Source organism: Bifidobacterium xylocopae, from assembly GCF_003315615.1.
In the GTDB taxonomy this organism is placed as follows: domain Bacteria; phylum Actinomycetota; class Actinomycetes; order Actinomycetales; family Bifidobacteriaceae; genus Bombiscardovia; species Bombiscardovia xylocopae.
This window is the reverse complement of record NZ_PDCH01000014.1, coordinates 1-19,231: the sequence shown is the minus strand read 5'-3', so window position 1 is coordinate 19,231 and position 19,231 is coordinate 1. Positions and strand designations below refer to the sequence as shown.

Here is a 19,231-nt window from a genome sequence, read left to right as displayed (position 1 = left end):
CCCTCCCCCTGTCCCCGAAAATTGCGTCGAGTCATCGCCGGTAGTTCCCGCTGATCTCCGGTAACGGCCTGGCCATCCATGCAACCTCGGCTTCCTTACAACCAAGCCTGCAAGGCGGGTTTCCTGCCCCTCCAATCGGCCTTTCCGCCCCCCATATCCCTGCAACGGCGCCCCCGGAGGCACATTCGACCACACCTGGGCACATTCGACCACAAGCACGGCCAGGCGCCTTCGTCAGCGATCGCACGGCATACGCTGGCTCCACGAACATGGAACGAGGATGGGCGGCGGCGATGGCGGACGAAGGCATTGTGCGGCGGTATGCCGGCGGGTCGGAGCAACTGCGCGGGCAGACCGGTCGGCGGGCACTACGGCTGATCAGACCCCTCATGGCCCTGCTGCTGGCCGCGGCGGCGGTCGCGGCGATTGTCCTGGTCAGGGTCAGCACCCGCCAGGAAAGGGACCTGGATGACGGCACGGTCTGGGTGGCTTCGGCCGATGACGGCAAACTGGCCCGATTCAACCCCCGAATCCGGGAGACCGACGCGGTCATTCGCACACCCTCCCCCGACCTGGACTTTGCACAGAGCGGCGGGCGGACCGTAGTGCGGCAGGGACGCCGGCTGACCTCCATCGACCCGGTCAGCCTGTCACCGGGTGCCTCCACACCTGTTGCCCCCGGCATGCGGCCCTTCCTGGCGGCGGGGACCCTGTCCGTCGTGGATGAACGCACCGGCCGGCTCTGGGTGAACGACGCCCGTCTGCCGCCCCTCGACCCCGCCCGTGCGCAGCCGGCCATGGAGCTTGGCGCCGGCGGCCGCGCGGCCATGGCGGCGGACGGTTCGGTCTACGGCTACCGGCCTGACGACGGCACCATCCTCGCGCTGGAACACCCTGACGGACCGGCGCATGAATTGTATTCCCTGACAGCCGGCCACCACATGGCCGCCGATGCACTGACCGTCGTGCAGGGCCGTACGGTCGTCCTCTCGGGGAGGAACCTGTTCTGGCGGGGTGGCCGCGTCCACCTGCCGGGCCAGGGACCGGTCGAGGTCCAGGCCCCGCCTGTCGACCAAGCCCAGTCCGGCTCCTGGGTGGCGGCAGCGGACCGGAACGCTCTCTTCCTGGTGGACCTGGACCGCCCGGAAGGGGGCCTGCGCACCCTCGCCACCGGGTCGAGCGGCCGACCGGCCCAACCGGTCTCCTCGGGGGATTGCCTATGGGCGGCCTGGGCCAGCAGGGAACGTAACTTCACCCGCCTGTGCGGGGTGGGCGGAAATGCGCCTAACCTGGCGGCAGCTCCTGGCACTGGAGGCCCCGAACCGGGCTTGGACGACCCCTCCACACCCGTACGGAGCCTGGACTCCATCGAACCGGGGGCCAGACTGGTCTTCCGCACGAACAAGCAACAGGTCGTCCTGAACGACACGGCGGCGGGCACGGTCTGGAATCCCCAACGCTCAGGCCAGGCCATACGCCTGGATTGGAATTCGGCACAAGAGCGACCCACACGGTCCGAAAACCACGACCGGGACCAGTCCAAGACCCGGGACGATCTGACGACCGGTTGCAAGGAGGGCGCGGGTTCGGTCACAGCGAAAGACGACCGTTTCGGCATCCGGGCCGGCGGCAGGGCCCTGCTCGACCCCTTGGCCAACGACCAGGAGACCGGCTGCGCCTTGGCCGCCATCAGCCAGGTGAGCGCGGGCGACAGGCGCCTGGGCATGGCGGCGGTAGCAGGTGGCCGGTACCTGCAAGTGGACGCCGCAGGCATGGATCCCGGCAGAATACGGATCTCCTATACGGTCGATGATGGGCGCGGGCACTCATCCTCCGCCGGCATCATCCTCGACATCGTGGACACCGGTGGAAACCGGCCGCCCGCCGCCACCGGCCCTGCCGCTGACTGCCGGCTGGAGGCGGGAGGATCCGTCGTCCTGAACGCCCTCGACGGCTTCACCGATCCGGACGGAGACCCCTTGGCCCTCCAATCCGCGCGGGTCCAACAGCCGGCCGGGGTGAGCGCGTCCATGCGCGGAGACGGCAGGCTGGAGCTGACCTCGTCCGCCAATCCCGGCGACCAGGCACAGGTACAGGTCACAGCCACGGACGGGCGGGCCGGCGGCAGCCGGACCATCACCTGCCCGATCGCCCCCGCCCACAGCCTGCCCGCGCTCGCGGATCCCGTCGTGGAACGCGCCCCGATGGGACAGGACACCGATATAAGCGTGGACCGCCTGGCCCACGGCAGCTCTGACCAGCCCCTGCGACTCGACGGCGTACAGGCAAACGCCGGCATCACGGCCCATCTCCTGCCCGGCGGCACGGCCCTGCGAATCCATCCTGATCGCACCGGCGACCATTACCTGCCCTATACGGTCAGCCAGGGAGGGAGGAAAACCCAAGGCGTCTTCCGTGTGGAGGCGTTTGCAGGACATGGCGGCAAGGCCCGTCCGGTCACCGCCGACGATGTGGCCATCCTGGACGGGTCGGGACATGCCTATCTGGACCCCCTGGCCAACGACAGCGACCCGGCGGCAGGCCCCTTGACCTTGGCCGACGTGGATACGGGGGAGACGGAAGGCGTCAAAGCGGGCATCGCCGACCACGGCAGGGTCCACATCGAAGTCAAGCGGAGCCTGGAGCGTCCACTGGCAATCAGCTATCGGGCTGCCAACGGGGCGGGGTCCAGTCGCGGCGTCATCACCATCCTCCCCCAGACCGCAGGTTCAGCGGCCCCGACGCTGGTCGCCGAACCCGTCCATGCGACGGTCCGCTCCCACGGCAGCCTGTCCATTCCGGTCCTCGACCACGTCCATGGTGGGGCCACCGGCCCGCTCAGCCTCTCCCCCAAGCTCTCGGCCGCCCCCGCCGGAGCCAAGGGCCATGCCTTCGTCAGCGGCCAGCGGGTCCGCTTCCTTGCGGACGGCGGCCAGGGACACATGACACTGACCTACACGGTCACGGACCCGCAGGGCGGTCAAACGACCGGTTCCATTGACATCGACATCCACCCGGACCACTCTGAGGGCAAGCCGCCCAGCCAGCCCAGGGACTTGCGGGTCGGGGCCCAGGCGGGCCGACGTACCCGCGTCGAGGTGGATCTGACCGGCATCGATCCGGACGGCGATGACCTCCAGCTGATCGGCCTGGGCGAGCACCGCCCACGGTTGGGCCGGATCGTGGAGTTCGGCGGGGATTGGCTGACCTACGAGGCTTATCCGGATGCGAACGGACAGGACGGTTTTGATTATCAGGTGGAGGATTGGACCGGCCGGCGCAGCCAGGGCCACGTCCGCGTCGGTGTGACCGCCGGCGGACAGACTCGTGCCCCGATGGCCCGGGACGATCATATACAGCTGCGGCCGGGCGTCCAGGCGGACCTGCCGGTGACAGCCAACGACCTGACCGCAGACGGCCTGGAACCACGTCTGGATTCGGTCCTGCCTGCGGGCGGGACCGCCGGACTCAAAACCCGCGTCGTCGACGGACGAATCCGGCTAACCAGCCCCGACCAACCCTGCGAACGTTATCTGACCTATACGGTCCGGGACCATGAAGGCGCCATCGACCAGGCCACCCTGCGCCTGACGACCAGCCCTACGGCGCCTATCCTGCCTCCCCTGGCCGCCGAACTGCAGCCAGGGCCCAATGACCGGTGGAGGGGGCGGGAGGTCAGTCTGGACGTGCGCGGCAGGATCGCCAACCCGTCGGGTCCCGAAAACGACCTGCGCCTGGGCTTGGGTGAAGGGTCCGACGGGCAGGCAAGGCTCGAGGGAGGACCCGACTCGCGCACTCTGATCGCCGTCCTGGGCGAACGCGCCAGCACGATCCCCTATACGGTGACCAATGCCCGCTACGGCCTGAGCGCCACCGGGCTCATCCACCTGCCCGCCTACGGCGACATGCCGCCGGCCCTGAAAACCCATGCACACCCCTTGCACGTCAAGGCGGATGGCGGCCTGACAATCACCCTGTCGGATTGGGTGCAGGCCGGTCCGGGCCAACGGATACGCCTGGCCTCCACCCAATCGGTCACCGCCAGCCGATCAGACGGCTCGGACCCCTGTCTCGACCAGGAGCGGCTGCGCTTCAGACCGGCGCGGGGCTACTCAGGCCCGGCGTCCATCAGCTTCACCATCCGGTCCGAGCCGCCGGCGGATTCGCATGCAGGCCCCCACCAGGCGACGCTCACCATCCCGATCGAAGTGGATGGCGGCCGAGCCGTACCGCCCGTCCTCAGCGCCGCCCCGGTGGATGTCGAGGCCGGCGGTGCCCCCTACACGCTCTCGCTGAGACGGTTGACGGTCATGCACGGCCCCGCCGGCACCAGGGCCTTGACCTATGCGAGTCCCGGGCTTTCCGGAGAGGTCACGGCCCGGTTGACAGCAGGCGGCGCATTGACCCTGACGGCCAGCCGGAACGCCCCCTTGGGCAAGCGTCTGCACCTGCCTTTGACCATCCGCTACCCGGGCGGCAGGGTAGAAACCGGCCTGACCGTACGGATCGTCGCCAGCCGCAGGCCCCTGGCATCGCTGCCGGAACGCCGGATCGCCCTCGCCGCCGGACGCAGGCTCCGCATTGATGCCCTGGAAGGGGCCTTCAATCCCTTCCCCGACCAACCGTTGTCCCTGGTCAAGGCGTCCAGCGATACCGGCACACTCTCCGTCCGGATTCATTCGGGCGGTTGGCTGGAACTGGAAGCCAAGGACCCGGGTGAGGAGACCGGCGCCCGCGTCTCATTCACGGTCGCCGATGCCAGCGGTGCGCAATCACGTCGGGTGTCGGGCACAATCATCGTTGACTTTCTCAATCATCCTCGGCCGCCGACATTGCTGGCCGGGAATGTCTCCACGGGCGATGGGAGCATCTCGCTTTCCTGGCGACCCGGCGAGGCCATGGGTTCGCCGATCCTGGAATACCGGATCACCTACCAGGGGCCGGGAGGCACCGGCACACAGCCCTGCGGTCAGGCCACTTCCTGCACGGTGCGCGGACTGTCCAACGGCCAGGTCTACAGCCTGACGGTCCGCTCCCGCAACGCCCAGGGCTGGTCGCCGCCATCCGCCCCTTTGGCGGCACGGCCCGACGTCAGACCGGAGGCCCCGCAGGGGCTGGTCGTGGACGGGACAGACCAGGAGGAGCTGCACATCTCCTGGCGACCGGCGGCGAACAGGGGCAGCAGGGTGACCGGATACCAGGTCAGTGCCGACGGACCGGGCTGCGGAACGATCCTGGGCCGAGAGCCGACTTCGACCCAGGCGAGCATGGTCGTAGCCCACCAGGTAGCCGGCCGGACATGCACGGTCAGCGTGGAGGCCGGCAACATGGCTGGGCGGGGACCTGCGGCGGCCGCAAGCGGGGCCACTTGGTCCAGCCCGGACGCTCCCGACTTCGGCGAAATCATCCAAGGACAGCCGGGATGGCCACCCGGCCATGTGGAGGTCCGGCTCCGTGCCGGCGATCCCCATGGTCGGCCCTGCCAATCAGTCGACCTGACTGTCGCAGGGGTGGACCAGCGGCGGTTCGCCGTCTCCTATCCCTGCAAGGCGGATGGGTCGTCCACCGGCGGCGGGGCGGATCTGCCGGCCGACCTCATCGGACGCAGCATCACCCTGGTGGCGGTGACCCGCACCCAGGCCCGGTCAGGACTTTCCCCGACCGCGCGCCGCATCATCACCCTGGAAGGCAGGAGACCGGCATGAATGAAAAACAAGAGCCGACAGGGCCGGATGACCGTACCCTGCAGCCGGACGCCACCCGCATGCCCACCGGGCCCAATCGCACGCAGCCGAAAGGGGCACGGCCCGGCGGTTGCCGACGGCTGGACCCGCTTCAACCAAGCTCGGGGGCGGCGACCGAACGTATCGCGGACGCTACCAGGGTCGGCCCGGGCGAAGGAACAGACCCGGCCGGCAGGCGGCAACCCAGTCCCGAACAAGGCGGAAGCCTGCCCGACAGGACCCGCATCAGCGACCGAACACATGACAATGTCCATCTAGGTGCAGGCGGGTACGGAAGCGTCGGGGACGAGACAAGGACCCCTCGACCGCCCCTGCGGCAGGAACCGTACAGCGACCGCACACTGGTGGGCGAAAGCTGGTCATCAACCCGTATCGGCGGCCAGCGGGAGGAGGCAACGGCTGCCAACGACGCCGCTCTGCCCGATGGGACCCGACCCTGGTCCGACCGGCAACAGGCCGCCATCGACCCCAGGAACCCAGGCCCGGAAAGGAACGGAAGACAACGCCACACGACCACCACCCCCGGCGATGTCGGGGCCTTCCGCCGGACCTTCGATGCGCTGCTGGACGCCGTGGGCCAGGTTGTGATCGGCAAGGAACGGGCCATACGCCTGTGCCTGACCGCCCTGATTGCCGGCGGCCACATACTCCTGGAGGACGAGCCCGGCACAGGCAAGACCCAGCTGGCGCGGGCCATGGGCCATGCCCTGGGATTGGGGCTCAAGCGCGTCCAGTTCACACCGGACCTGCTGCCCTCCGACCTGCTAGGGGTCACTGTGTTCGACCAGGCGTCCGGCAGCTTCTCCTTCCGCCCCGGACCGGTCTTCACACCCGTGCTGCTGGCCGACGAGATCAACCGCGCCTCCCCCAAGGTCCAGTCCGCGCTCCTGGAGGTCATGGAGGAAGGCAGGGTCAGTGTGGATGGGATCAGCCGCCCCGTGGGCGAGCACTTCCTGGTCATCGCCAGCCAGAATTCGAACGGTCACTTGGGCACCTATGCCCTCCCGGAGGCCGAACTCGACCGTTTCATGCTGGTCACCTCCCTGGGGCCGCCCGGACGGCAGGCCAGCATGCAGGTCCTCCGCCAGGCCGACATACGCGACCGGGCCGATTCACTGGATTCCATCATCGATTGCAAGGGACTGTCGAATTTACGGAACACAGCGGTAGGCGTGCACTGCGCAGAGCCGATACTGGAATATATCACGCGCCTGTTGGAGGCCACCCGCCATAGCCGCCTGATCACCTCGGGCGCCTCCATCCGGGGCGGCCTGGCTCTGGTGCGCGGCTGCAAGGTCTGGGCGGCGTCGCAGGGACGCGACTACGTGACGCCGGACGACGTTCAGGACCTGCTGGACCCGGCCCTGGCCCATCGCATCCGTCTGGGCCAGGAGGCTAGGATGGACGGCGTGGACCGCCATCAGGCCCTGGATGCCGCCGCTTCAGCGGTGCCGGTCCCCCCGGGCGGGGAGGAAGCATGAGAGCGGTCCGGCCCCCGGAGCAGCGACATATGACCGCAGGGATGGGGGCGGCCCCCCATCCCCCTGCCGACGGTCAACCGGACCGTTTCCCTGCAAGCCGGCTGCGCCCCCTGGGTCTGGGCATGGCGGTATTGACAGCGACGGCCGCCCTGGCCTATCTCCCCTTGGGCTGGACGGAACTGCTGGCTGCCTCTGCCGCCGGAGCCGGCCTCCTGACGACGGCCCTCGCCATGACCTGCGTGAGGTCCGGACCGGACGCCAGCCTGAGCCTGTGCAAGCGCGCGCTGACGGTCGGTTCTTCGACCCTGGCCACCGTCACTGCCGTCAACAACGGGTCCCGACGGATGCCCGCCACGCTGGTGATGATCCGTGTCGGACGGGAGCATGTGTATTGGGAGCTGCCACCCTTGGGCCCTGGCGACAAGGCCGAACACCGGTGGACCCTGCATGCCGGGTCCCGGGGTGTCGCACCCTTGGGCCCCGTGTTTCTGCGCCGGGGCGACCCCTTCGGCCTGGCGGCCACGGTCCGACCGCTCACCCCGACCATCAGGCTACACGTCCATCCCAGGACGGTCCCCCTGCCCCCATCCGCCTTGGGAGGGTCGGCCGAAGGCGCGACCGGCGGACCCGGCCGCTCGGAGCAGGGACGGGACCTGCACAGCCTGCGTGAGTACCGGCCCGGCGATGACCTGCGGCGCCTGCATTGGGCCGGCCTGGCCCGTACCGGCCGGCTCCTGGTCCGTCTCTACGAGTCAGAGACAGACGAAACCCTCCTCCTCCACCTGGACAGGCGGCGGACCTCCTATGCTGACGCAGACGAGTTCGAACTGGCGGTCAGCATCCTAGCGACCTTGGGTCTGGCGGCCCTGGGCCGGGACATGGAAGCGGGTTCCAATCCGCTGACGCTGGCGGACGACCCTGGCTGGCGGCCTGCCGGCGTCGACGGATGGCTGGACCGGTGCAGCACCATCGTCTGGGACGGCGACGACCCCCCGGGCGATGAGTCACTGCGCAGATCGGAAACAATCCTTGGCGGAGCCCGTACTTCAGCGCCGAGCGCACCCGTCATGGCGGTGACCGGCTCGACCGGATCGCCCCCGGCGCTCATCCGCCGGCTGGACGGCATCCACCGGGGCAATGGACGCATCCGGGTGCTGGTGGCCGACCTGCATCGCACGAAAACGACCGCCCTGGCCGATGGCTCCGCCATGCACATCACCGACCTGTCACAGCTACCCCGCTTGCTTGGAGGGCCGGCGTGAAGGGCCCGGCTGCCGCGCCTGCCGAGCCCACGGCCGGATCCGCGCACGTTCTCACGCTCCGATCCTGTGACGGCCCTGGCGGCCCCCACCAGCGCCGATTGATTGCTGCGGCTCGGGCGCAGCTGTCGCTGGCGGCCTTCGAAACGGTCAACCTGATCGCCTCGCTCGCCTTGGCGGATGTGTACGGAACCTGGACAATCTGGCTTTCTTTGGCCCCCACAGCGGCCCTTCTCGCCGGACTGGCCGCCGCCTGCTCCCGTCTGCCCCGGCTGGCAGGACCTACCCAAGTCGCCCTGCTGCTGGGCTCCCAGGCCATTCTGGGGCCCGCCCTGGCCATGCCCGGCAGGCGCCTGTGGGGTTTTCTGCCATCCTGGGATCTCCTGCGCGCCGGCTGGCGCAGCTCAATCACGGCGTTCAAACTCCTGGCCGCCCTCGAGCCTCCCCTGGGCCGTGAGTCCGGCGGAGGCATGGCCCTGTGGACCCTGCTTTTGTGGACCGGTTTCATCGGTGGGCGCATGGCCTTGCGGGCCGGCCGAAGGGCCGGGGCCGCCTGGAGCCTGGCCGGAGCGGCGGCCTGCCCCCTGACGACTATGGCCATCAGCATCCTGCTGGGAACCCGGGCCGGTTGGCATCCGGCCACCGCAGCCCTGCCCCCGGCCACCGCGCTCCTCCTGTGGGCCGCTTGGTCCAGCGGGGAGATGGAACGGGGCCGCCTGGTGTCCAAACTGGTCTGTCTGGCTCTTTCATCCGGCTTCGCCCTCGCTGCCTCCGCCCTGCCGGCAGACCACCGTTGGGTCCTGCGCGACCACTATCTGCCGCCTGCCACGATCCTGGAAGGCACCAGCCCCTTGAGCGGATACCGGGCCTGGCGGAAGGATCTGCGGCAGGAATCCCTGTTGACCGTCCGGGGACTGCCGGACGGCACACCGGTCCGGCTTGCGGCCATGGACACCTTCGACGGGCAGGTCTGGAAAACCTCCCGTGCATCGTCAGGCGAACCCGGAGGCAGCTACCGTCGGCTGACCGGGGCCGGGCTGACGGAATCCACCTGTCCACAGCCCGCAGGCAGCTACTTCCAGGCCACCTTCCAAGTCGATCCCCGCGTGGAGGCCGGGCTGCTTCCCACGGCCGGGCAAGCGGCGGGCTTCGGCCGCTTTCGGGGTCTGGCTGCGGAGCAGGCCTACTATCAGGCGGCATCGGCCACAGGCATCACCGATTCGGGTGCAGCCAGCCCACGTTCCTACCTGGAAAAGGGAAGGGCTCCCGCGCCCCCTCCGTCACGCAGGGCGATAGCCCGCGCAGGGGCGAACCGGGTCACTCTGCCCCCACCGGAGCATGTGCCAGAGGCTGTGAGCGCTATCACCGACGAATTGGCCGGCCGCTCGAACGGCGCCGATGGGTACAGGGCGCTGGCGCTGGCGGACGGCCTACGGGCCCGGGGGTGGTTCTCACACGGTCTGGCCGGTGACCACCCCTCCCCGGCCGGCCATGGCAGCCACCGGCTGGCCGCCATGCTCCAGCCGGAGGGGATGATCGGCGACGACGAGCAGTACGCCTCCCTGCTGGCGCTTATGGCCCGCCGGGAGGGTTTGCCGGCCCGGGTGGTGATGGGATTCACGCCCGCCCACACCGAGGGCGTCATCGATGCCGAGCGCCGTCTCCCGGCGCAGCCGGACCCCTCCGACCGCACGGTATTCACCGGTGATCAGGTGGAGGCCTGGGTGGAAATCAGCCTGCAGGGCCTGGGCTGGGTGGCCTTCCACCCTTCTCCCCCCGCCAGCCGGCGGCCGCAGCCGGACCTGGCCCGGGCTGCCGAGCGCTCCGGGCGCGTCCGACGGCCCCCTCCCCCGTTGGCGGCTCCTTTGCGGGAAACCGAACCCGGCTGGGGAGGGTCCTCGGCGCCGGCAGGTGCCTCGGATCCCCCTGCCGACCCGTCCACCTGGGAACGCTACGGCCGGTATGCGGTCCGCATGGCCTTGGCCGTCATTCCCGTCGGATTGTGCACCTCCCTGGTCTGGTATCTTGCCGCCGCAAGCCGAAGGCGGCTGCGCTCGTCCCGGAAGGAGGGCCCGGCCTCAAGGCGCATCCTGAACGCCTGGGACCGGCTGATCGGCTTGGCCCGGCTCCGCGGGGTCGATGCATCGGGCAGTCGCAGCCGACAGGCGCGGGCCATCGCCGCGGCCCTGCACCCAGGCCCGGCGACCGTATCGGCCGACGACGGGAGGCCCGGCCCACAGTTGACCGACCTCGCCGCCCTGGCGGATCGGGCGGCTTTCAGCGGCCACGCCTGCACCGACCCGATGGCCGCCCGCGCCTGGGCCGCAGTGGACCGGATAGGCGAAAGCCTGCTTTTGGGCGCCCCGCCTGCAAGGCGCTGGCAGGCCAGGCTGTTCCCCGCCCACTCGGCCGCCGCCCACCTGCCCCGGCGGATACGGCGAGGGGCCCGCCCCGGCGTTCATACGCTGGAGGCGGGCCCCTGATCCGGGTCCTATGACAGGATCACTGATCGGCCGAAGAGAAGGAGGCTTCGCTCGAGCCGGAACCCGCCTTCTTGACGTCGCCGGACTGCTTGTTCTGCGCGTCGGTGAAGCCCAGGTCACTCGACCCCTGGGCGGCCTGCTGGTCCTGATCGGCCTTGACGGCCTCTTCATCATCCGCGGTCGACCCGTTGGACGGCAGGTCGCCGTTGGCATCCAGGCTGGACTGGCCACCCTGGTCGTTGAGGAAGTCGTCGGGGTTGAAATCGTCGCCCAGCTTCAGCTCGCCGAAGTCGAGGCCGGAGAAGTCCACATCGGACAGGTCGGCATCGGACAGGTCGCCGGACTCCTCGCCACCGAGCCCGAAGTTCGGGTAGATGGTGTCGCGGATGGCCTTGTCGGGTTCCACCTTGGCGTTGCGGTAGCGCGCCAGGCCGGTTCCCGCCGGGATCAGCTTGCCGATGATCACGTTCTCCTTCAGACCCTTCAGGTCATCGACCTTCTGGCTCAGGGCGGCTTCGGTGAGCACGCGCGTCGTCTCCTGGAAGGAGGCGGCGGACAGCCAGGAATCGGTGGCCAGGGAGGCCTTGGTGATGCCCATCAGCTCGGGGCGTCCTGCAGCGGGCTTGCCGCCGGCCTTGACCGCCTTGATGTTGGCGGCCTTGAACTTGGCCTGGTCGGCCAGTTCGCCGGGCAGCAGGTCGGTGTCACCGGAGTCGATGACCGTGACCCGCCGCAGCATCTGGTGGACGATGACCTCGATGTGCTTGTCGTGGATGTCCACGCCCTGGGAGCGGTAGACGGTGTGCACCTCGTTCACGATGTTCACCTGCGCGGCGCGGGGGCCGAGGATCCTCAGGATCTTCTTGGGATCGACCGAACCCTCGATCAGCTGGGTGCCTGCGTCCACGTGCTGCCCGTCTTTGACGAGCATGGGCGCGCGGCGCGTCACCGGATAGGTCAGGGGCTCGATGGTCCCGTCGTCCGGCGTCAGGGTCACCTGGCGGCCGCGGTCGGTGTCCTCCACCTTCACGCTGCCGGGGAACTCCGCGATCGGAGCCTCGCCCTTTGGTGTGCGGGCTTCGAAGAGCTCGGTGACACGGGGCAGACCCTGGGTGATGTCGGAGGCCGACGCCACACCACCGGAGTGGAAGGAACGCAGGGTCAGCTGGGTGCCGGGCTCGCCGATCGACTGGGCGGCGACGATGCCGACCGCCTCGCCGACGTCGACCATGCGCATGGTGGCCAGGGACCAGCCATAGCACTTGGCGCACACGCCGCGGGTGGATTCGCAGGTCAGCACGGAGCGGGCCTTGACCTCCTCCACACCGTGTGCCACCAGGTCGCGCAGCACATCCATGGACAGGGCGTCGTCGCGCTTGTAGAGCACGGTCTTGCCGTCCTTGGGATCGAGCACGTCCTCGGCCAGCAGACGGGAGTATGGACCACCGTCGGCCGCCTTGACCAGGACCAGCTTGCCGTTCTCGTCGCGCTCGGCCACTTTCATGGCCAGACCGCGCTTGGTGCCGCAGTCCTCCTCGCGCACGATCACATCCTGGGAGACGTCCACCAGTCGGCGGGTCAGGTAGCCCGACTCGGCGGTACGCAACGCCGTATCGGCCAGACCCTTGCGGGCACCGTGCTGGGAGATGAAGTACTCGAGCACGGACAGGCCGTCGTGGTAGTTGGACTTCACCGGTCGGGGGATGATCTCGCCCTTCGGGTTGGCCACCAGGCCTCGCATGCCGGCGATCTGGCGGATCTGCATCCAGTTTCCACGGGCTCCGGACTGCACCATGATGTTCACGTTGTTGTTGTCGTGGAAGTTGTCGCGCATGGCGTCTGCGACCTTATCGGTGCACTCGGTCCACAGGTTGATCAGCTCCTGGCGGCGCTCCTCGTTGGTCAGCAGGCCCATGTCGTACTGGGAGTTGACCTTGGCCGCCTGGCCCTCGTAGTCCTTGATGATTCCGGACCGGTCGGGCGGCACGATGATGTCGGAGAAGGCCATCGTCACACCGGACCAGGGGGCCCGGGTGAAGCCCAGGTCCTTCAGCGCGTCCAGGCAGGCGGCGACCTGCGCGGTGGAGTAGCGCGTGGCGATGTCGTCGACGATGCCGGCCAGCTTGCCCTTGGCCACCTGTTCGTTGATGAACGGGTAGTCCACGGGCAGCGTCCGGTTGAACAGGATGCGTCCGAAGTTGGTCGCGAACAGCCGCGAGCCGTCCTTCAGGACCTCCTCCTTGACCACGTCCGGGCTGCCGGGCTCGGGGTCGACGACCTTGAGTTCGCCGGGCTCCCAGTCCTTGGGCATCACGAAGTCGGCGGGCACGCGCAGCAGGATCTTGGACTGCATGTCGATCTCGCCCAGATCCAGGGCCATGCGGGCCTCGGCCATGGTGGAGAAGATCCGGCCCTGCCCCTTGGCGCCGTCAACGACGGTGGTCAGGTAGTACAGGCCCAGGATCATGTCCTGCGAAGGCATGGTCACGGTGTGGCCGTCGGCGGGCTTGAGGATGTTGTCGGAAGCCAGCATCAGCGAACGGGCCTCGGCCTGCGCCTCCGCGGACAGCGGCAGGTGGACGGCCATCTGGTCGCCGTCGAAGTCGGCGTTGAAGGCCGCGCACGCCAGCGGCGGCAGGTGGATGGCCTTGCCTTCGACCAGGATCGGCTCGAAGGCCTGGATGCCCAGGCGGTGCAGGGTCGGTGCGCGGTTGAGCAGCACGGGGTGCTCGGAGATGACCTCCTCCAGCACACCCCAGACGGCCGCGTCGCCACGGTCGACCAGGCGCTTGGCGGACTTCATGTTCTGCGCGAAGTTCATGTCCACCAGCCGCTTGATGACGAAGGGCTTGAACAGCTCCAGGGCCATCGGCTTGGGCAGGCCGCACTGGTGCATGCGCAGGGATGGGCCGACCACGATCACGGAGCGGCCCGAGTAGTCCACGCGCTTGCCCAGCAGGTTCTGCCGGAACCGGCCCTGCTTGCCCTTGAGCATGTCGGCCAGGGACTTGAGGGGGCGGTTGGACGCGCCGGTGACCGGGCGGCCGCGCCGTCCGTTGTCGAAGAGCGAGTCCACCGCTTCCTGAAGCATGCGCTTCTCGTTGTTGAGCATGATCTCGGGCGCACCCAGCTCGATCAGGCGCTTGAGGCGGTTGTTGCGGTTGATCACGCGCCGGTAGAGGTCGTTGAGGTCGGATGTGGCGAACCGGCCGCCGTCCAGCTGGACCATGGGTCGCAGGTCGGGCGGGATCACGGGGATCGCGTCCAGGACCATGGCCTCGGGCTTGTTGCCGGTGGTCAGGAAGGCGTTGACGACCTTCAGGCGCTTGAGGGCGCGGGCCTTGCGCTGGCCGGAGCCCGTCGCGATCTCCTCGCGCAGCTCCTTGGCGGAGCCCTCCAGGTCGAAGTCCTGCAGGCGCTTCTTGATCGCCTCGGCGCCCATGCAGCCTTCGAAGTAGTCGCCGTAGCGGTCCTCCATCTCCCGCCACAGGTCCACATCGCCCTCCATGTCGCCGGGCCTGAGCTCCTTGAAGCGGTCGAAGACGGCCGTGACGCGCTGGATCTGCTCGTCGTAGCGCTTGCGGATGTTGGTCATGTCGCGCTCGGCGCCGTTGCGCAGCCGGGTCTTCATGCTCCCCTTGGCCTCGTCGGACTGTTCGAGCTCGGCCAGGTCCTCTTCCAGCTTCTTGGAGCGCTTGTCGATCTCGAGGTCGCGCTTCTTCTCCAGCTGGCCGATCTCGTTGTCGAACTCCTCCTGCAGGTCGGGCAGGTCCTGGTGCCGCTGGTCGTCGTCCACCTTGGTGACCATGTAGGCCGCAAAGTAGATGACTTTCTCCAGGTCCTTGGGCGCGATGTCCAGCAGGTATCCCAGCCGGCTCGGCACGCCCTTGAAGTACCAGATGTGGGTCACGGGCGCGGCCAGCTCGATGTGGCCCATGCGCTCGCGGCGCACGCGGGAGCGGGTGACCTCCACGCCGCAGCGTTCGCACACGATGCCCTTGAAGCGCACGCGCTTGTACTTGCCGCAGGCGCACTCCCAGTCGCGGGTGGGCCCGAAGATCTGCTCGCCGAACAGGCCGTCCTTCTCGGGCTTGAGGGTTCTGTAATTGATGGTCTCGGGCTTCTTGACCTCGCCGTAGCTCCAGCCGCGGATGTCGTCGGCGGTGGCCAGTCCGATTCTCAGCTTGTCAAATGCATTGACGTCCAGCACTATGTTGTCCTGTCTTTCAAATCCTTGCAGCCTGTGGGCTGCCTATTCGACTCTCGGGGGCCGCCGGGCGCCCTTGCGGGTCCGCTCCGGCGGCCGTGATCGGTTCGGCCTTACTGGAATTCGGGCTGGGGCGCGGACTGGTCCGCCTTGGCGGAGGCGTCCGGCCGGGCGCCGATGTTGAAGCCCAGGTCGTTGCCCTCGCTCGGGTCGTCGTCCTCGTCCTTCATCTCGATGACGTTGCCTTCGGCGTTCAGCACCTCCACGTTCAGGGAGAGCGACTGCATCTCCTTGAGGAGCACCTTGAAGGACTCGGGGATGCCTGCCGGCGGCAGGTTCTCCCCGCGTACGATCGCGCCGTATGCCCGCACGCGGCCGTCCACGTCGTCGGACTTGGTGGTCATCATCTCGTGCAGGGTGTAGGCGGCGCCGTAGGCTTCGAGCGCCCAGACCTCCATCTCGCCGAAGCGCTGGCCGCCGAACTGGGCCTTGCCGCCCAGCGGCTGCTGGGTGATCATCGAGTAGGGTCCGGTGGAGCGGGCGTGGATCTTGTCGTCGACCAGGTGGTGGAGCTTGAGCATGTACATGTAGCCCACGGAGATCGGCTTGGGGAAGGGCTCGCCGGTGCGGCCGTCATAGAGCTGTGCCTTGCCGTCCTCGCCGACCAGCTTCTCGCCGTCGCGGTCGGGCAGGGTGGTCTTGAGCAGCCCCTTGATGGTCTCGGGGCGCACGCCGTCGAACACGGGGGTGGCCACCGGGGTGCCCGGCTCGCCCTTCTCCGCGCCCTGGGGCACGTACTTCTTCCACTCGGCCTCCAGGTCGGGGTCCAGGGAGATGTCCCATCCGGCGTGGGCGATCCAGCCGAGGTGGAGCTCCAGGACCTGTCCCAGGTTCATTCGGGAGGGCACGCCCAGGGGGTTGAGCATGATGTCGATCGGGGTGCCGTCGGGCAGGAACGGCATGTCCTCCTCGGGCAGGATGCGCGAGATGACGCCCTTGTTGCCGTGACGGCCCGAGAGCTTGTCGCCCTGGGTGATCTTGCGGTGCTGGGCCACGTACACGCGGATCATCCGGTTGACGCCGTTGGGCAGCTCGTCGCCGTCCTCTTCGGCCTCCTCGCGGGTGACCTCCTTGATCTGGATGACCGTGCCGGTCTCGCCGTGGGGCACCCGCAGGGAGGTGTCGCGCACCTCGCGGCTCTTTTCGCCGAAGATGGCGCGCAGGAGTCGCTCCTCGGGGGTCAGCTCGGTCTCGCCCTTGGGCGTGACCTTGCCGACCAGGATGTCGCCGGCCTCCACCTCGGCGCCGATGCGGATGATGCCGCGCTCGTCCAGGTTGGCCACGGCGTCCTCGCCCACGTTGGGCAGGTCGCGGGTGATCTCCTCGGCGCCCAGCTTGGTCTCGCGGGCGTCGATCTCGTATTCCTCGATGTGGATGGAGGACAGCGTGTCGTCGCGCACCAACCGCTGGGAGATGATGACGGCGTCCTCGTAGTTGTAGCCGTTCCAGGGCATGAAGGCCACGAGCACGTTCTTGCCCAGGGCCATCTCGCCCTTCTGGGTGGCGGGGCCGTCGGCCAGGACCGTCCCGGCCTCCACGCGCTCTCCGTCCTTGATCAGCGGCACCTGGTTGTAGCAGTTGGTCTGGTTGGACCGCTGGAACTTGGCCAGGCGGTAGCTCGACTGCGTGCCGTCGTCGTTCATCACGCGGATCATGTCAGCGGACACGTAGGTGACGACGCCCGGCTTGTCGGCCAGGATCACATCGCCTGAATCCACGGCGGAGCGCCACTCGGAGCCCGTGCCGACCAGGGGCCGTTCGGACTTGACCAGCGGCACGGCCTGGCGCTGCATGTTGGTGCCCATCAGGGCGCGGTGGCCCTCGTCGTGCTCCAGGAAGGGGATCAGGGAGGCGCCCACGGACACCATCTGCCGTGGGGACACGTCCATCAGGTCGACCTCGTCGATCGGCACATCGGTGGCCTCGGCCTCGGCGTTTCGCACCAGGGCCTGGTCGTCGACGAAGTGCCCGTCCTCGGTCAGCTCCTGGTTGGCCTGGGCGATGGTGTGCTCACCCTCCTGGTCGGCGGTCATGTAGACCACGTCGTCGGTCACCTGGCCGTCCACCACCTTGCGGTAGGGGGTCTCGATGAAGCCGAAGGGGTTGACGCGGGCGAAGGTCGCCAGCGAGCCGATCAGACCGATGTTCGGACCCTCGGGGGACTCGATCGGGCACATGCGGCCGTAGTGGGAGGGGTGCACGTCGCGCACCTCCATGGAGGCGCGGTCGCGCGACAGGCCGCCGGGTCCCAGTGCCGACAGGCGGCGCTTGTTGGTCACGCCGGACAGCGGGTTGTTCTGGTCCATGAACTGCGAGAGCTGGGAGGTCCCGAAGAACTCCTTGATCGTCGCGTTCAGGGGGCGGATGTTGATCAGGGACTGGGGCGTGATCGCCTCGGCGTCCTGGGTGGTCATGCGCTCGCGGACCACGCGTTCCATGCGGCTCAGGCCGGTGCGCAGCTGGTTCTGGATCAGCTCGCCCACCTGGCGCACGCGGCGGTTGCCGAAGTGGTCGATGTCGTCCACGTCCACCCGCAGCTCGATGTCCTGGCCGTCCCGCGTGCCGGCGAAGGTCTCGCCGCCGTCGTGCAGGGTCTCCAGGTACTTGATCGTGGAGACGATGTCCTCGGGGTGCAGGGCGCGGTCGTTGTAGTCGGACTCGAGCCCCAGCTTGCGGTTGATCTTGTAGCGGCCCACGCGCGCCAGGTCGTAGCGCTTGGTGTTGAAGTAGAAGGACTCCAGCAGGTTCTTGCCGGCCTCGGGCGAGGCGGCGTCCGCCGGGCGGATCTTGCGGTACAGGTCGGTCAGGGCCTCGTCCTGGGTCTCGATCGGCTCCTTCTCCAGGGCGTCGAGCACCAGCGGGTAGCCCTTGAAGGCCTTGCGGATCTCGGCCTTGGACATGCCGATGGCCATCAGGAAGACGATGGCGGATTGCTTGCGCTTGCGGTCCACGCGCACGCCGAGCACGTCGCGCTTGTCGATCTCGAACTCCAGCCAGGCCCCGCGCGAGGGGATGATCTTGGCGCCGAAGATCTCCTTGTCGGAGGTGCGGTCGGGCGTGCGGTCGAAGTAGACGCCCGGGGAGCGCACCAGCTGGGTGACGATCACGCGCTCGGTGCCGCCGATGATGAAGGTGCCGTGGGGCGTCTGCAGGGGGAAGTCCCCCATGAAGACGGTCTGGCTCTTGATCTCGCCGGTGTCGCCGTTCTCGAACTCGGCGTTGACGTACAGGGGCGCGGAGTAGGTGTAGTCCTTCTCCTTGCACTCCTGGACCGTGTGCCGGGGCTCCTCGAAGTAGGGGTCGGAGAAGGTCAGGCTCATGGTCTGCGCGAAGTTCTCGATCGGGGAGATCTCCTGGAACACCTCGTCCAGGCCGGAGACGTGGGGCACCACGTGGGTGCCGGCGACCTCGTCCTCCTCCACGCGCCGCTTCCAGCGCTCGTTGCCGATCAGCCAGTCGAAGCTGTCGGTCTGCACGCCCAGCAGGTAGGGCACGTCGATGGGTTCCTTGATGGACCCGAAATTCACGCGGTCCGAGGCCTTGTGGAGCTTGATCGCTTCCTGGTCGGCGCGTGCTTGGACTTTCGTACTAGATGTCACCGCTTGTTTGGCAGCCAAAATGGACTTTCCTTATCGTTCGCCGTACTCGATAATTCGTTTCTGCGTAACCCCAGGAGCAAACGCCACGACAGCCGCCATATGCCGATTCGCGGGCGCTTCCTCGATGACGCATGCCCGCTATATGACACACCTCATACAAAGACTTCAGTCTATCACGCTCCACCGGTGTTCGCAAGCGGCAGAAGCGCGCCCCCTGCCGCCCGGGCCGGCCCCCATGCCTGGTCCGACGTACGGGCCGCACAGCCGCTTTTCTGCCCACCCGCCGACCCTTCCGACGCGGCCGACCAAGGCTCAGGTCTGAGACGCCGTCGTCGACCCCGCTCGACACACTATGTGCCGCTCCCCCTAGTCTCATCTCACTCTGTCTCACCACTCTT

General features: G+C 68.4%; 6 protein-coding genes. 4 read left to right on the top strand and 2 right to left on the bottom strand.

Annotated elements, in window-relative coordinates; translation table 11 throughout:
* Positions 1 to 269: 269 nt before the first annotated feature.
* The 4 genes from CRD59_RS06355 to CRD59_RS06340 all read left to right on the top strand — a co-directional run bounded on the left by CRD59_RS06355 (position 270) and on the right by CRD59_RS06340 (position 10,967).
* Positions 270 to 5,705: an Ig-like domain-containing protein gene (locus tag CRD59_RS06355; RefSeq protein WP_145961768.1), complete on the top strand. Its 5,436-nt coding sequence runs from the start codon at positions 270 to 272 to the stop codon at positions 5,703 to 5,705.
* 383 nt (positions 5,706 to 6,088) lie between these two features.
* Positions 6,089 to 7,225, top strand: a complete 1,137-nt coding sequence (locus tag CRD59_RS07980; RefSeq protein WP_161522298.1) for an AAA family ATPase — start codon at positions 6,089 to 6,091, stop codon at positions 7,223 to 7,225.
* Between the two features lie 29 nt (positions 7,226 to 7,254).
* The gene (locus CRD59_RS06345) at positions 7,255 to 8,487 is read left to right on the top strand and encodes a DUF58 domain-containing protein (protein ID WP_161522297.1); all 1,233 of its coding nucleotides are present in this window, start codon (positions 7,255 to 7,257) and stop codon (positions 8,485 to 8,487) included.
* Positions 8,484 to 10,967 (top strand): transglutaminase-like domain-containing protein, encoded by a 2,484-nt coding sequence (locus CRD59_RS06340; protein WP_113853846.1) that lies wholly within the window; start codon positions 8,484 to 8,486, stop codon positions 10,965 to 10,967. The genes CRD59_RS06345 and CRD59_RS06340 overlap by 4 nt, the downstream gene beginning before the upstream one ends.
* A 19-nt stretch (positions 10,968 to 10,986) precedes the next feature.
* Here CRD59_RS06340 and CRD59_RS06335 read toward each other — a convergent pair whose 3' ends face one another.
* Together CRD59_RS06335 and rpoB are read right to left on the bottom strand one after the other, a co-directional pair.
* Entirely contained in the window at positions 10,987 to 15,177 is a 4,191-nt protein-coding gene (locus CRD59_RS06335) for a DNA-directed RNA polymerase subunit beta' (RefSeq protein ID WP_236632775.1), read from the bottom strand.
* A gap of 110 nt (positions 15,178 to 15,287) precedes the next feature.
* The gene (gene rpoB / locus CRD59_RS06330; RefSeq protein WP_113853845.1) at positions 15,288 to 18,851 is read right to left on the bottom strand and encodes a DNA-directed RNA polymerase subunit beta; all 3,564 of its coding nucleotides are present in this window, start codon (positions 18,849 to 18,851) and stop codon (positions 15,288 to 15,290) included.
* Between the last annotated feature and the right edge of the window lie 380 nt (positions 18,852 to 19,231).